Source organism: Kribbella pittospori (assembly GCF_004331465.1).
Taxonomy (GTDB): domain Bacteria; phylum Actinomycetota; class Actinomycetes; order Propionibacteriales; family Kribbellaceae; genus Kribbella; species Kribbella pittospori.
In genome coordinates, this window is the sequence record NZ_SJKB01000010.1 from 310,889 (window position 1) to 322,709 (window position 11,821).

Consider the following 11,821-nt stretch of genomic DNA (forward strand, 5'->3'; position numbering starts at 1 on the left):
GGTGGTGGCTTCGCTTGGTGCGGTTCAGCTGGATGCGGTCAATGTGCTGGTGCGGTCGCACTATTTGACGGTGTATTCGCGGCTCGGACCTTATCCGCGCAGGTTGCTGGATGAGCAGCTTGATCCGGATCGCGCGGCCTTTGAGTACTGGGGTCATGCGGCGTCGCTGATTCCCGTCGAATTCCATCCGGCGTTGCGCTGGCGGATGACGTCGAACGCCGAGCACAAGAACTGGCTGGCGTTCCAGGAACGAGTGGAGCGCGAACGGCCCGGCTATCTCGCGGCGGTCGAGCGGGAGGTGGCTGAGCGTGGGCCGATCAGGTTCGGAGAGCTGAGCGATCCGGCGCGGCGCGATCGGTCGGACACGAAATACGCCGCTTCGAGCGTGCTGTGGGAGAGGTTCTCGGACGGCAAGTCGGTGCTCGAGGGTTTGTTCAACGCCGGGCGGCTGTCGGCGTCCGGGCGGCGCGGCTTCGAGCGGTTGTACGACCTGACCGAGCGGGTCATCCCGGCGGAGATCCTCGCGCAGCCGACTCCACCTGCCGATGAGGCGCAGCGGTTCCTGGTCCAGCACGCCGTACGGGCGCTCGGCGTCGCAACTGCCCGCGATGTCGCCGACTACTACCGGCTGCCGGCGGTCGTCACCCGGGCGCGACTGCGGGAGTTGGTCGACGGCGGTGAGCTGCGGCCGGCCGTCGTACAAGGCTGGAATGAGCCGGCGTACTTGGATCCGGGTGCTGACACGCGTCCGGTCGAGGCGCGGGCACTGCTGTCGCCGTTCGATTCGCTGCTGTGGGAGCGGAGCCGGGTCGAGCGCCTCTTCGGTTTCCGGCACAGCTTCGAGCTGTACGTGAAGCCCGCGAAGCGCGAGTACGGCTACTTCGTCCTCCCGTTCCTGTTGGGCGAACGGCTGGTCGCCCGAGTGGACCTGTCAGCCGACCGCAACCAAGGCATCCTGCAAGTCCTCGGCGCGTACGCCGAACCCTCCGTCAGGCCCAGGACGATCGCGGCCGACCTGAGCACCGAGCTCAACACCCTCGCCACCTGGCTCGACCTGGAGAAGACCACCGTCACACCCCGAGGCAACCTCGCCCCGCACCTGTGACGATCACACCTCGAGGAGATGCTTGAGGCGCTTGAGGTCCTTCTGGTTGGCGCGTCGCATGGCGGCGGACATGAGCGGAGCCGCGACACCCGCGAACCCGGAAGGTTCGCCGCGATTGCGGAGGCTCATCCGCGTGGTGCCCTCGCCAGCCGCCGTCCACTCGTAACTGGTCTCCATCGGGAACGGTCCCTGGGCGGTGCGCATCACCAGGCGCTCGTCCGGCACCAGTTCCACCACCTCGTAGGTATACGCGAGGCGCCGGCCAAGGAAGTGAGCCACGAAGTCCATCCGGGACCCGACCGCGACGGGTGGCGCGGTCTGCCACTCGACGGACTCGATGTTCGCGTACCACTCCGGTGCGTTCGCCGGATCCCCGACGTACGCCGCAACCTCCTCGAGCGGCCGGTTGATCACGACCTCCGTCAGTACGTCGACACCCATGTCTGAATCATCGCGCGGCGTACCGGGTTGTGATTTGCGGCCCAGGCTTTGCCACGGACAGTCGCCGGGGCTGCACGGAAAATCAGGTCGATCCGGCGGGAGGTTCCGCTGCGACAGTAAGGATATGAGCACGCTGTCGGATGCCGAGCTCCTGCGGAACATCGCCGCGGGTGACGAGGCGGCGCTGCGGCAGCTCTACGAACGGCACGCCGGCTGGTTGCTGCTGCGCCTGAACCGGCGCTGCGGCAGCCAGGATCTCGTGGCCGGTGCATTGCAGGACACGTTCGTCGCGGTCTGGCAGTCGGCCGGCCGGTTCCGCGGCGAGGGCGACGTGGCGGCCTGGCTCTGGGGGATCTCGATCCGGCGGCTCATCTCCGCGCTGCGCGGTCACCCCGCCGCGGATCCGCTCGGCGATGACGTCGTCGGCGCCGCCGTACCGGTCGTCAACAGTGCCGAGGACGAGTTGCTCCGCGGAGTCGAGTACGGCGACGTCGGCCGCGCACTGCGGACCCTCCCGCCCGAACTCCGCGCGACCCTGCAGGCGACCGTGATCGACGGGCTGACCACGAAGGAGGCGGCCGTGCTGCTCGGCATACCCCAGGGGACCGTAAAGAGCCGGCTGCGCGTCGCCAAGAGCCGGCTGCGGGACCAGTTGATGCCCGGGAGGACCTCATGACCTGGCACCTCGGTCCTGAACTGCTGGACCGCTACAGCGACGGCGACCTCGACCTCGCTCGCCAGTCCGCAGTCGAGACACACCTGCTCGCCTGCGCCGACTGCCGTGACCTGACGTCGGCCAAGGCTCCGCAGGATCTGCTGACAGACATCTGGCAAGGTGTGCAGATCGCGACCGCTCGACCACGGATGCCGTGGCCGCTCCGGCTACTGCGGAAGCTGGGCCTCGCCGAGACCGATGCAGTGATCCTCCGCGCGTCCAGCTCGCTCTACCGACCGTGGCTGTTGTCGCTCGTCGGGGCGTTCGTGATCGGTGTCGGCGGGACCATGATGCCGGCCACCGAGCAACGCGCCCTCTACCTGCTGTTCGCACCGTTGCTACCGGCAATCACTGTCGCGGCGGCGTACGACGCCACCGACCCGATCCGTGAACTCACCGCGGCGACACCGTTCAGCAAGTTGCGCATCGCCTTGCTGCGAACGGCGACCGTCGTTGCAGTCGCGCTCCCCGTCGTACTGCTCGCGGGACTCGCCCTTCCGTTCGTCGGCGCGGACGCGTTCGCCTGGTTGTTGCCGTCGCTGACGCTCACCCTGCTCGCGCTCACTCTGCTGACGTGGTGGACCGCATCCGTCACGGCCTGGGTCGTCGCCGTCCTCTGGCTGACGGTGGTCGGAATCCTGCGGTCCGCGGATCAGCTCAGTGCGGTCGACACCCCCTTCGCTCAACTGGCCTTCGCTGTCGCAGCCCTCCTGGCGCTGGCCGCTCTCGCCATCCGGCTCACTACACACCACGCACCAGGAGGCTACGCATGAGTCCCCAGATCGCCGTCCTCGACGGCGTCACCAAGTCGTACGGCGGTACCGAAGTACTGCACCGCACCGACCTCGGCTTCGACCGTGGCGTGATCGGGCTGCTCGGCCCGAACGGCGCAGGCAAGTCGACCATGCTCCGGCTGCTGGCCACCGCGATGCCGCCGACCTCCGGCCGCATCGTCGTCAGCGATCACGTGGTGACCGACGGATCGGCCGACCGTACGGCGGCCCGTCGCCGGCTCAGCTACCTACCGCAGGAAGTCGGCATCCCGCGCCGGATGACCAGCTTCGCCTTCCTCGACTACATCGCCGTACTCAAGGAATGGAAGGACACCGACGCCAGGCACCGCGAGGTCAACCGTGTCCTCGGCCTGGTCGGGCTGGAGGACCGGCGGACCAAGCGGGTCTCGGCGCTGTCGGGTGGCCAACGGCGACGACTCGCACTCGCCCAGGCGTTGATGGGCGACCCGGACCTGGTTGTGCTCGATGAGCCGACGACGGGTCTTGATCCGGAGCAACGGGCCTCGCTGCGCGGCATCCTCTCGTCGTACGCCGATCGGGGCGCCGTACTGCTCGCGACACATCAGACCGAGGACGTGTCGGCGTTGTGCGACCGGGTGATCATCCTCGACGACGGGCGGATCCGGTTCGACGGATCCGTGTCGTCGCTGATCGGGCTGGCCGACGGGCAGGTCTGGATCGGATCCGAGGTGAACGCCGGCGCTCTGTCGTCCTGGCGCACCGGGACCGGCGAGATCCGTTCGCTCGGTGGCATGCCCGCGGCCGGCAGCCGTCCGGCCGAGCCCGCGGTCGAGGACGCGTACCTGCTCGTTCGGAGCGAGAACCTGATCGGAGAGCCGCGATGAGTAGCGCTGTGGTTGTCGCCGGACCGTCGTCGATGCTCGGCCAGGTCGCCCGCAAGGAGATTGCTCGGTACGCCGTGCATCCGCTGTTCCTGGTCGGTGCCGCACTCGTCGTGCTGAGTTCGATCGGCAAGCCGGACGGGGACATCTCCTCTCTCGGCAACGTGATCGCGCCGGCCGCTGGATTCGGCGTGATCGGACTCCTTGTGATGGCCTCGCTGACCCGGACCTCGGACCAGATCGCCTCGGCCGCCGGTGCGGTCGTGGTCAGCGAGCGGACCCGCACGCTAGGCCTCGTCTGTGCGTTGATCGTGCCGTTCGCGGCCGGGCTGTGCTGGCTGGGTTGGGCGATCTGGGCGTACCAGCACTGGCCGCCGCCGCCCAATGGTGCACCGTTCGGCGGCATCAGCGACGGGTGGGCCGTGGCGAACCTGGTCGCGCTCGGTCTGATCCCGTCCATCGGCGGACCGGTCATCGGGTTGGTGATCGGGCGATGGTTGCCGCGTCGCGGTGCCGCACCGCTGCTCGCCGTACTGCTCGTCGCCGAAACGATCATCATGCAGGGTCTGTTCGAGCCGCTGCGCTATATCCGGTTGGTTGCTCCGTGGACCTATTTCACCGGTCCGTACGGCATTCCCGGCGACGACATGCGGATCATGATCCTGACCGGGTCGCCGTACTGGTACTGCGTGTACCTGCTGGTGCTGTGCGCGCTCGGCGTCGTACTCGCGCTGCTGCACGATCGCGAGCGCCCGCGCGGCCCGCTCTTCGTGGTCCTCGGTGTGATGGTGGCAGTGGCGGTGGTGACCGCCGGACTCGCGATCACCACCGGAGTGCAGGAAGTCATGATCAACCCGTTGCCGTCAGGGCAATGATCCGGTACGCCGCCCGCGCCGTTCCCTGGGGACTCCTGGGGACCGGTGCGGGCCTGATGATCGGGCTGCTCCTGCTGGTGGAGCGCTGGCCTTACACGTTGTGGCCGTTGCAGGGGATCGCCGTTGGGTTGCTCGCGGCAACAGTTGTCTGGTGCTACCCGGAGCCGGCCGCGGCGCTGGTCGACACCCTGCCGCGCGGTCTGTTCTGGCGTACGACGGCCCGTTCGGCCGGCGCGCTCGCGGTCGTGCTCCTGTGGCTGATCGCCGTACGAGAGACGCGGACCGGGTACTTCGGTCATGCGACGGATGTGGCCTGGCAGGGGATCGCGCTGGTGGTTGCCGCGGCCGGATTCCTTACCTGGCAGCGTTCCCGCGGCTCCGACGCCCCGGCCCGAGCGGTGTCGGCCGCGATCGTCGGGATCGCGACCTGTATCGCCCTGGCCCGGCCGTCCGCGGACGTCGTACCGATCTTTCCTTACACAGCAGGCGATGACTGGTCGACCAGCCGGGTGCTCTGGTCCTCGCTGCCTGTGCTGGTGCTGATCGGCGCTACAGTCCCAGCTCGGTCAGCCCGGGGTGGTCGTCGGGGCGAGGCCCCGGAGCGTCCCAGTGGAAGAGCCGGTCGGACTCGTTGATGGACTGGTCGTTGATGCTGGCCCGGCGTACGCGCATCAGACCGAACTCGTCGAACTCCCAGTTCTCGTTGCCGTGACTGCGGAACCACTGCCCGTCCGCGTTGTGGCACTCGTACACGAAGCGCACCGCGATCCGGTGACCGGTGTACGCCCAGAGTTCCTTGATCAGGCGGTAGTCGAGCTCGCGCTGCCACTTCTGCGTCAGGAACCTGACCACTTCATCACGTCCGTTGACGAAGACGTCCCGGTTACGCCACCGCGTGTCGGTGGTGTAGGCGAGCGACACGGCCTCGGGATTGCGCAGGTTCCAGGCGTTCTCGGCGGCCCGGACCTTCTGGATCGCGGTCTCCTCGGTGAACGGCGGCAGTGGTGGTCGGGTGTTCATCTGCACTCCTCGGTCGGGGGCCCCGTCGAGGACAGTATCCAAGATCCTGCGGAGACCTGTTCCCTTGACGGGTTGCGGGTGCGGGTGGAGGGTGGCGAGAGGGGGTTCACGATGGTTCCCGCCCAGGGGCGGTGGGGCTGTCAGACCAGGCCACCGCTGTGCGGGGCCGCTGTTGTTCGTGGAGCGTGACGAGGGGGGAACCCATGTCTGCCACGCGTCGTATTGCCCTGTCCATCGCAGCTTTCGTTCTCGCAGCGGGGGTGATCGCACCCACTGCGAGTGCGCACGACCGGCGGGGGCCGAGCGTGACCCGACTCGCGACCTTCGGCAGCGGAGGCTTCGTCACCGGGAGCACGATCGGCCCGGACGGAGCTGTGTACGTCACCGATGGGGACGCCGGAAGTGTGAAGCGGATCAACCGGCGAAACGGTCACGTGACCACGTATGCCACCGGATTGCCGCGGAAGGCGTTGCCCGACGCCATCGGTGGTCCGGTCGACATCGCCTTCGTCGGCCGTACTGCGTATGTGCTGGTCACTCTGGTCAGCGGCAAGGCCTTCGGCCAGCCGTTCGGCAACAGTGCCGACAAGAACGGCATCTATCGCCTCAACCGCAACGGCAGCTTCACTCTCGTCGCTGACATCGGCCAGTGGTCGGTCGACAATCCACCGGTGCCGGCGTTCTTCATCGACACCGGTGTGCAGTACGCCATGGAGATCTACCACGGCCGGTTCCTGGTCACCGACGGGCACCACAACCGGGTGCTGTCAGTGACCAGGCACGGCTCCATCAAGCAGATCGCCACGTTCGGCAACCAGGTCCCGACCGGGCTCGAGGTGACCAAGGGCCACGTCTTCATCACCCAGCTCGGACCGAACCCGCATGTCCCGGCGACCGGAAGGGTTCTCGAGTTGCGTCGCGGCGCGGATCCACGCGTCGTCGCCGCCGGAGCGAGCATGCTGATCGACGTCGAGCGGGGGCCGGGCGGCAAGTTGTTCGCGCTGTCGCAAGGTCAATGGGACGGCGTTGGCGAGGGCTCGCCGGCCCTGCCCAACACCGGCCGGCTGGTTGTTGTCAAACACAACGGAACGCTGGCGCCGGTCACCGACGGTCGCGGACGAGAGCTGGTCCTGGACCGCCCGACAGCGATGGAGTTCGTCGGCAACACGGCGTACGTCGTAGCCATCAACGGCGTCGTCTACAAGGTCAGCAACCTGTAGTCGTCCCCCGTGGGCTCTCACTCCGGCAGTGGGAGCCCACCGGGCGTCTTGGTGTATCCGAGCTGCTCGATGACGCGGCCGTCGCTCACCCGCGTCACGTTCACGCCCAGAACGGACTCGGCGTCGGTGGGACCGAAGCGGTAGCGCCACCGCACTGCCGCCCAGTCCCCGGACGAGAACACGTGCTGGACTTCGAAAGTGGTCGATTCGTCGTCCATCAGCTCGCCCCAGAACGTCACGCACGCCTCCTTCCCGATGAACGACGCGCCATCGGGAGCGGGCTGGGCCGCGACCATCACGCAGTCGTCATGGACGAGGGCGGCCATCGCGTCCTTGTCGCGGAGCCGGAAGGCAGTGTTGAAGCGGTCGATGGTGTCAGCGGTGTCGGTCATCTCGTCCTCCTGGAAAGTAGAACAGTCGGTCTACTTCTGACTGTAGTAGACTGAATGGTCTATCGTCAAGGACAGGATCAGGATCGGCTCATGACTCCCAGGACCTCCCCAGGACCCCGGGAACGACTTCTCGCGGCAGGGCAGCACCTCTTCTACTCACAAGGCGCCTCGGTCGGAGTGGATGCGCTGCTCAAGGAGGCGAACGTCGCCCGCAGGTCGCTCTACGAACATTTCGGCGACAAGGACGGCTTGATCGCGGCGGTGCTCCAGCGCGCGTCCGCGGAGGATCTTGCCTGGTACGAGAACGCGTTGGCCGGCGCCACCGAACCGCGAGCCCGGCTGCTCGGGCTCTTCGATCGGCTCGACGAACTCGTCGCGACCCCGGACTTCCGAGGCTGCCGGTACTTCGCGACCGACCTTTCGTTCGCGGACCCCGCTCATCCGGCCCATGCGGAGACCGCTGCGTTCCGGCGGAGCCTGCACGCACTCCTCGTGCGGGAACTCGAGGCCATGGGTCATGCCGACCCCGAACGCGCTGCAGAGCAACTACATCTGCTGATCGAGGGGACCTTGGTGGTGGGGGCCACCCAGGACGGTCGCCATCTCGGTCGCGCCGCGCGCGACCTCGCCGTCGTTGTTCTCGACTGACGAGAGGTTCACGAGACGGCCGGCTCCGGAAAACGGGAGCTGTGTGGGGGGCTCAACCGTGCAGACGAAGTCGACCGTCCCTTAGTCACGATTGTGGACTACAACGTGCCGAAATCCTACGTATTCGAACGTTTGAAGGTTGTTCGTGCCGCCAATTGGAACGGTCCGGGCCCGCTGCATGGCTGAACGGTCCCAGACCTCGAAGCAACCAGACCCCCGAGAAGCCTGGGCACCTCTAGCCTTCCTGTACCCGATCGACCGGGGTGGATTCGTGCTGGGAGCTGTTGATCAGCGTGTGCGCGCTCAACGACTCTCCGGCTCGGGCTGCTGCGTAGAGTGCCGCGCCGACCACGGGGGAGTACAGCGGCGTACGCAGGTCGTAGGTCTGCTTGTCCACCGCCAGCGCATTCGTGAACGGCTCCAGCACCTCAGGCGCCGTGAGCACGCCGCCTGAGTAGGAAACCGGGACCATCTCCGCCGGAGCAAAGCCCAGGCGCGAGCGAGTGGTTTCCACGAGCCGGACGAGTTCGGCCGCTGCGTCACGAACGATTCGCGCTGCCTCCGCATCACCCAGCCCGGCGGCCCGCACGACCGGTCGGGACAGCGCGGCCACTTTCCGCCGGCTGCCTCGCCAGCGATTGAGTACGACGTCGAGCAGATCGAGATCGGACGTCAGTTCGAGTTCCTCCCGCAGTACGGCGAGCAGCGGGCCCGACGGCAGTCTCCCGTCACTCATCTGTGAGAACGCGCGCAGACCTTGGACGCCGATCCAGTAGCCGGAGCCCTCGTCGCCGAACAGTTCGCCCCAACCACCGACGCGGACCCCGTTGCCGCCGTACCGGCCGTACGTCATCGACCCCGTCCCGCTGATCACGTTGATGCCGTCGGCAAGCCCGAGCGAACCGGCCCACGCACAGACCATGTCGTTGTCACAGCTGTAGCGATCGTGTCCGAGCGCGACGCGTGGTGCCGCGTCGAGCAGCGGTACGTCGGCGCTCACCTCGCCGTACGCCGGTAGGCCGAAGAACGCTGACGTGATTGCGGCCGGCTCGATCCCGGCACTCGCGCAGATTCGGGGGACCGCCTCGGCCAGGATCCGCTCCACCAGCGAGACGCCTTCTCCTTCAGCCGGGTCGAGGTAGTAGCAACTGGGCGCGTCGGCGGTCGCCAGGACTTCGCCATCACCGGTCACCAGGCACAGCGCCGTACCCGAGCCACCGCCGTCGACGCCCAGGAAGATCGTCACGGCTGCAGGGGGTGGATGGTCACGCCCTGAACGACGCGGTTGACCTCGCCGTCGGGGAACGGATTGTCCGGCGTTCGCCCGAGCGCGATGGAGAATCGCAACGCGAGCAGTTGAGCGATCACCACGAACGGCAGCGTCAGTACTGCGTCGTCCACGTCGGACACCCCGTCGATCTGCCAGGACTCCGCATCATCGGACTGCGCGCTGACGGCCAGCACGTTCTCGGACCCGATGGCCGCACGGAGTTCTTCGACGATGTCGTGGTCGTACCGGCGGGTGTAGGCATCGTTGGACAGGTAGACGACGGCAAGCGTCCCGTCCTTGAGGACTGCCTTCGGCCCATGCCGGAAGCCGAGTGGTGTGTCGTAGTAGCTGATGACCTTGCCAGCGGTGAGTTCGAGAAGCTTCAACGCGGATTCTCTGGCCAGACCACCCAGCGAACCGCTGCCGAGGTAGACGATCCGGTCGTATGGGCGACCGGTCAACCGAGCCAGCTCGTCCGGACGGCCGAGAACCTGCTCAGCCGCCGCGGCCAGCCGCTCGGCGAGCCGCGGATCCTGGTCCGGCGCCAGTGCCAGCCAGGCGCTCAACAGCATCGAGGTGAAGCTCGACGTCATTGCGAAGCCGCGATCATTGGTTGCCGATGGCATCAACAGGACCAGGGAAGAGTTGGAGCCGCTGTGCTCGCGGGCCAACTGGCCCTCGGGGTTGCAGGTGATCACCAACTGATGCACGGATGTCAGGCAGCTCGCGGCCAACTGGGTGGCGGCGACACTCTCCGGGCTGTCGCCCGAACGAGCGAATGAGACCAGAAGCGTGGGCACGTCCTCGGCGAACATCTCCCGGGGATTCGACACGATGTCTGTGGTCGCCACCGCATCGACCCGGCGCCGAAGGGTCCGCGCCAGCGCGGGAGCCAGTACCTCCCCCGCAAATGCGGACGTCCCGGCGCCCGTCAGCACGATGCGCAGGTCAGGCAGCGCGAACAGTGGCTCGAGGAATGCGGCGACCTCGTCCGACCTGGCGGCCAGAGTCTCGGCGGCCTCACGCCAGACCGCCGGCTGCTGAACGACTTCGCGGTACGTGGTGAGAGAAGCCAGCCTGTCCGCGGTGATCGGTGCGCCGGTCATCTGACTGGCTCCGTCTCAACGAAGCGGTCCAGCAGCGGCCCGTGGGCCTTGATCGCGTCGTCCAGGATCCCGGTCGCGACGTCGAGCCGGCCGACGAGCGGATCGAGTGCCATGGCCTGCAGCGCGAGCGCCCGGTCACCAGCCAGGGCGGCACGAACGGTGATCTCCTGTTGTTGAGCCCGTGCGGTCAGCACGGCGGCGATCCCGTCCGGCAACGCACCCACGCCAAGCCCGGTGATTCCCGCGGCACCGACCACGGCCGGCACTTCGACGACGGCGGTCGGCGGCAGGTTGGGGATCTTGCCCTCGTTCGGCAGGTTCACCGCCAGCTCGACGTGTTCGTTGCCGCTGACAATGGCTTCGGCGATCGCCACCAGCCGCTCGGCCTCCTGATTGTCGGTCCGCGGCAGCGGCGCCTTCCCATCGGCCTGGGCGTGCAGGAGCTCCCAGAGGTCGTCCTTCTCGCCGATGTACTCCATCGTCGCGTCCCGTCCACCCTGCAATCCCCAGGGCAGCCGAGTCTCGTCGGCCGGGCTGCCGTCCTCGGCGCGCAGGTACCAGCCGAAGAACTCGGCGACGTGCCGATCACCCGGTGCTGGATACAGGCCGAACGTCCGCAGCAGATCCGCCGAGACCGGAAGATGAACACCTTCCTCCCTCGTCGAGGGTGCATCCACCCCGCCTGCGCGCTCGGCAATGCGCTGGCGCAGCAGCGGATACAGATCCTCGGTACCCCGGCGTACGTCGAGAAGCCAGCAGAGATGGTTGAGGCCCGCGAAGACGGCGTTCACCTCGCCACGCGGGATGTCGAGGTCGGCGGCCAGCTTGGACAGCGTGTGCATCGTCCCGTGACACAGGCCGACGGCCTTCAGCCCGGTCTCGAGGGTGATCGCCCGGACGTTGGCGGTCAGCGGATTCGAGTAGTTGATCAGCTGCGCCTCAGGTGCCAGGTCTGCGACATCGGTTGCGATGGCCACTAGTTCGGGCACGTGCCGGAGCGCCCGCAGTACGCCGCCCGGCCCGACGCTGTCGCCCACGGTCTGGGCGATGCCGTAGCGGGCCGGCACCTCGATGTCGGCCCGCCAGCCGGCGGCGGCTCCGACGGCGATCGTCGTGGTGACGAATCGCGCGCCCGGCAAGGCTTCCCGGCGGTCGACGTGCGGGACGAACTCGAGGTCGGCGCCGCGTTCGGCGGCGATCCGGCGACCCACCCTGGCCATGGTCTCGGCGGCCTCGCCGTTCAGATCGACCAGATGGACCGTCCAGCCGTCGAAGGTCCGCGACGAGGCGAGATCGGTCATCAGGCCGGGGGTGAACACGGTGCTGCCCGCGCCGATCAGGACGAAGGACTTCTCGGTCAAGGATTTCTCCTTCAGGAACGTGGATCGATCAG

14 protein-coding genes are annotated in these 11,821 nt (G+C 67.6%); 8 read left to right on the forward strand and 6 right to left on the reverse strand.

Annotated elements, in window-relative coordinates; translation table 11 throughout:
- Positions 1-4 precede the first annotated feature (4 nt).
- Positions 5-1,105, forward strand: coding sequence for a winged helix-turn-helix domain-containing protein (locus E0H73_RS30320; RefSeq protein WP_238164377.1), 1,101 nt, complete (start codon positions 5-7; stop codon positions 1,103-1,105).
- 3 nt (positions 1,106-1,108) lie between these two features.
- Here the strand turns inward: E0H73_RS30320 and E0H73_RS30325 are convergent, their stop codons facing one another.
- On the reverse strand, positions 1,109-1,546 hold the full coding sequence (locus E0H73_RS30325; protein WP_131362011.1) for an SRPBCC family protein: 438 nt from the start codon (positions 1,544-1,546) through the stop codon (positions 1,109-1,111).
- Between the two features lie 124 nt (positions 1,547-1,670).
- Between E0H73_RS30325 and E0H73_RS30330 the strand changes: the two genes are divergently transcribed.
- Genes E0H73_RS30330 through E0H73_RS30350 form a run of 5 tightly spaced genes read left to right on the forward strand, consistent with a single transcriptional unit; the run spans position 1,671 to position 5,407 of the window.
- Positions 1,671-2,222 (forward strand): RNA polymerase sigma factor, encoded by a 552-nt coding sequence (locus E0H73_RS30330; RefSeq protein WP_131362012.1) that lies wholly within the window; start codon positions 1,671-1,673, stop codon positions 2,220-2,222.
- Positions 2,219-3,034, forward strand: coding sequence for a zf-HC2 domain-containing protein (locus tag E0H73_RS30335; protein ID WP_131362013.1), 816 nt, complete (start codon positions 2,219-2,221; stop codon positions 3,032-3,034). Before E0H73_RS30330 ends, E0H73_RS30335 begins: the two co-directional genes overlap by 4 nt.
- Entirely contained in the window at positions 3,031-3,900 is an 870-nt protein-coding gene (locus E0H73_RS30340) for an ATP-binding cassette domain-containing protein (protein WP_131362014.1), read from the forward strand. The genes E0H73_RS30335 and E0H73_RS30340 overlap by 4 nt, the downstream gene beginning before the upstream one ends.
- Positions 3,897-4,772 (forward strand): hypothetical protein, encoded by an 876-nt coding sequence (locus E0H73_RS30345; RefSeq protein ID WP_131362015.1) that lies wholly within the window; start codon positions 3,897-3,899, stop codon positions 4,770-4,772. The genes E0H73_RS30340 and E0H73_RS30345 overlap by 4 nt, the downstream gene beginning before the upstream one ends.
- A complete protein-coding gene (locus tag E0H73_RS30350) occupies positions 4,769-5,407 on the forward strand; it encodes a hypothetical protein (protein ID WP_131362016.1) in 639 nt (212 codons plus the stop codon). Before E0H73_RS30345 ends, E0H73_RS30350 begins: the two co-directional genes overlap by 4 nt.
- On the opposite strand, the gene E0H73_RS30355 is transcribed toward E0H73_RS30350, so the two are convergent.
- On the reverse strand, positions 5,322-5,792 hold the full coding sequence (locus tag E0H73_RS30355) for a nuclear transport factor 2 family protein (RefSeq protein ID WP_131362017.1): 471 nt from the start codon (positions 5,790-5,792) through the stop codon (positions 5,322-5,324). The genes E0H73_RS30350 and E0H73_RS30355 overlap by 86 nt on opposite strands.
- Before the next feature lie 203 nt (positions 5,793-5,995).
- Here E0H73_RS30355 and E0H73_RS30360 point away from each other — a divergent pair, with 203 nt between their 5' ends.
- Positions 5,996-7,012, forward strand: a complete 1,017-nt coding sequence (locus tag E0H73_RS30360; protein ID WP_131362018.1) for a ScyD/ScyE family protein — start codon at positions 5,996-5,998, stop codon at positions 7,010-7,012.
- A 17-nt stretch (positions 7,013-7,029) separates the two neighbouring features.
- Here E0H73_RS30360 and E0H73_RS30365 read toward each other — a convergent pair whose 3' ends face one another.
- Positions 7,030-7,404, reverse strand: a complete 375-nt coding sequence (locus tag E0H73_RS30365) for a nuclear transport factor 2 family protein (protein WP_131362019.1) — start codon at positions 7,402-7,404, stop codon at positions 7,030-7,032.
- 90 nt (positions 7,405-7,494) lie between these two features.
- Here E0H73_RS30365 and E0H73_RS30370 point away from each other — a divergent pair, with 90 nt between their 5' ends.
- A complete protein-coding gene (locus tag E0H73_RS30370; RefSeq protein WP_131362020.1) occupies positions 7,495-8,052 on the forward strand; it encodes a TetR/AcrR family transcriptional regulator in 558 nt (185 codons plus the stop codon).
- A 235-nt stretch (positions 8,053-8,287) separates the two neighbouring features.
- Here E0H73_RS30370 and E0H73_RS30375 read toward each other — a convergent pair whose 3' ends face one another.
- Genes E0H73_RS30375 through E0H73_RS30385 form a run of 3 tightly spaced genes read right to left on the reverse strand, consistent with a single transcriptional unit; the run spans position 8,288 to position 11,789 of the window.
- Positions 8,288-9,298, reverse strand: a complete 1,011-nt coding sequence (locus tag E0H73_RS30375) for an N-acetylglucosamine kinase (RefSeq protein WP_202867628.1) — start codon at positions 9,296-9,298, stop codon at positions 8,288-8,290.
- Positions 9,295-10,428 (reverse strand): SIS domain-containing protein, encoded by a 1,134-nt coding sequence (locus E0H73_RS30380; protein WP_131362021.1) that lies wholly within the window; start codon positions 10,426-10,428, stop codon positions 9,295-9,297. Before E0H73_RS30380 ends, E0H73_RS30375 begins: the two co-directional genes overlap by 4 nt.
- On the reverse strand, positions 10,425-11,789 hold the full coding sequence (locus tag E0H73_RS30385) for a family 4 glycosyl hydrolase (protein WP_131362022.1): 1,365 nt from the start codon (positions 11,787-11,789) through the stop codon (positions 10,425-10,427). Before E0H73_RS30385 ends, E0H73_RS30380 begins: the two co-directional genes overlap by 4 nt.
- Positions 11,790-11,821: the final 32 nt, after the last annotated feature.

What these genes read in the sequence shown, in the direction of transcription:
- E0H73_RS30325 (WP_131362011.1), bottom strand. Translation starts at nt 1,546, where the DNA reads ATGGGTGTCGACGTACTGACGGAGGTCGTGATCAACCGGCCGCTCGAG.
- E0H73_RS30330 (WP_131362012.1), top strand. Translation starts at nt 1,671, where the DNA reads ATGAGCACGCTGTCGGATGCCGAGCTCCTGCGGAACATCGCCGCGGGT.
- E0H73_RS30335 (WP_131362013.1), top strand. Translation starts at nt 2,219, where the DNA reads ATGACCTGGCACCTCGGTCCTGAACTGCTGGACCGCTACAGCGACGGC.
- E0H73_RS30340 (WP_131362014.1), top strand. Translation starts at nt 3,031, where the DNA reads ATGAGTCCCCAGATCGCCGTCCTCGACGGCGTCACCAAGTCGTACGGC.
- E0H73_RS30345 (WP_131362015.1), top strand. Translation starts at nt 3,897, where the DNA reads ATGAGTAGCGCTGTGGTTGTCGCCGGACCGTCGTCGATGCTCGGCCAG.
- E0H73_RS30350 (WP_131362016.1), top strand. Translation starts at nt 4,769, where the DNA reads ATGATCCGGTACGCCGCCCGCGCCGTTCCCTGGGGACTCCTGGGGACC.
- E0H73_RS30355 (WP_131362017.1), bottom strand. Translation starts at nt 5,792, where the DNA reads ATGAACACCCGACCACCACTGCCGCCGTTCACCGAGGAGACCGCGATC.
- E0H73_RS30360 (WP_131362018.1), top strand. Translation starts at nt 5,996, where the DNA reads ATGTCTGCCACGCGTCGTATTGCCCTGTCCATCGCAGCTTTCGTTCTC.
- E0H73_RS30365 (WP_131362019.1), bottom strand. Translation starts at nt 7,404, where the DNA reads ATGACCGACACCGCTGACACCATCGACCGCTTCAACACTGCCTTCCGG.
- E0H73_RS30370 (WP_131362020.1), top strand. Translation starts at nt 7,495, where the DNA reads ATGACTCCCAGGACCTCCCCAGGACCCCGGGAACGACTTCTCGCGGCA.
- E0H73_RS30380 (WP_131362021.1), bottom strand. Translation starts at nt 10,428, where the DNA reads ATGACCGGCGCACCGATCACCGCGGACAGGCTGGCTTCTCTCACCACG.